The sequence below is a fragment of the Ectobacillus polymachus genome, from assembly GCF_048159605.1.
GTDB lineage: Bacteria > Bacillota > Bacilli > Bacillales > Bacillaceae_G > Ectobacillus > Ectobacillus polymachus.
Genome location: NZ_JBLREB010000014.1, coordinates 1 through 773 on the forward strand (window position 1 = coordinate 1; position 773 = coordinate 773).

Consider the following 773-nt stretch of genomic DNA (forward strand, 5'->3'; position numbering starts at 1 on the left):
CTTTTTGGATAAGCCCTCGATCGATTAGTATCTGTCAGCTCCACGTGTCACCACGCTTCCACCCCAGACCTATCTACCTGATCATCTTTCAGGGATCTTACTAGCTTGACGCTATGGGAAATCTCATCTTGAGGGGGGCTTCATGCTTAGATGCTTTCAGCACTTATCCCGACCGCACATAGCTACCCAGCGATGCTCTTGGCAGAACAACTGGTACACCAGCGGTGCGTCCATCCCGGTCCTCTCGTACTAAGGACAGCTCCTCTCAAATTTCCTGCGCCCACGACGGATAGGGACCGAACTGTCTCACGACGTTCTGAACCCAGCTCGCGTACCGCTTTAATGGGCGAACAGCCCAACCCTTGGGACCGACTACAGCCCCAGGATGCGATGAGCCGACATCGAGGTGCCAAACCTCCCCGTCGATGTGGACTCTTGGGGGAGATAAGCCTGTTATCCCCAGGGTAGCTTTTATCCGTTGAGCGATGGCCCTTCCATGCGGAACCACCGGATCACTAAGCCCGACTTTCGTCCCTGCTCGACTTGTAGGTCTCGCAGTCAAGCTCCCTTATGCCTTTACACTCTTCGAATGATTTCCAACCATTCTGAGGGAACCTTTGGGCGCCTCCGTTACACTTTAGGAGGCGACCGCCCCAGTCAAACTGCCCACCTGACACTGTCTCCCGCCCCGATTAGGGGCGCAGGTTAGAATTTCAATACAGCCAGGGTGGTATCCCACCAGCGCCTCCATCGAAGCTAGCGCTCCGACTTCA

At 55.2% G+C, this 773-nt stretch carries 1 rRNA gene; it reads right to left on the bottom strand.

The window, feature by feature from the left end:
• Window positions 1–4 precede the first annotated feature (4 nt).
• A 23S ribosomal RNA gene (locus tag ACM5BR_RS18605) occupies window positions 5–773 on the bottom strand; the annotation flags it as partial.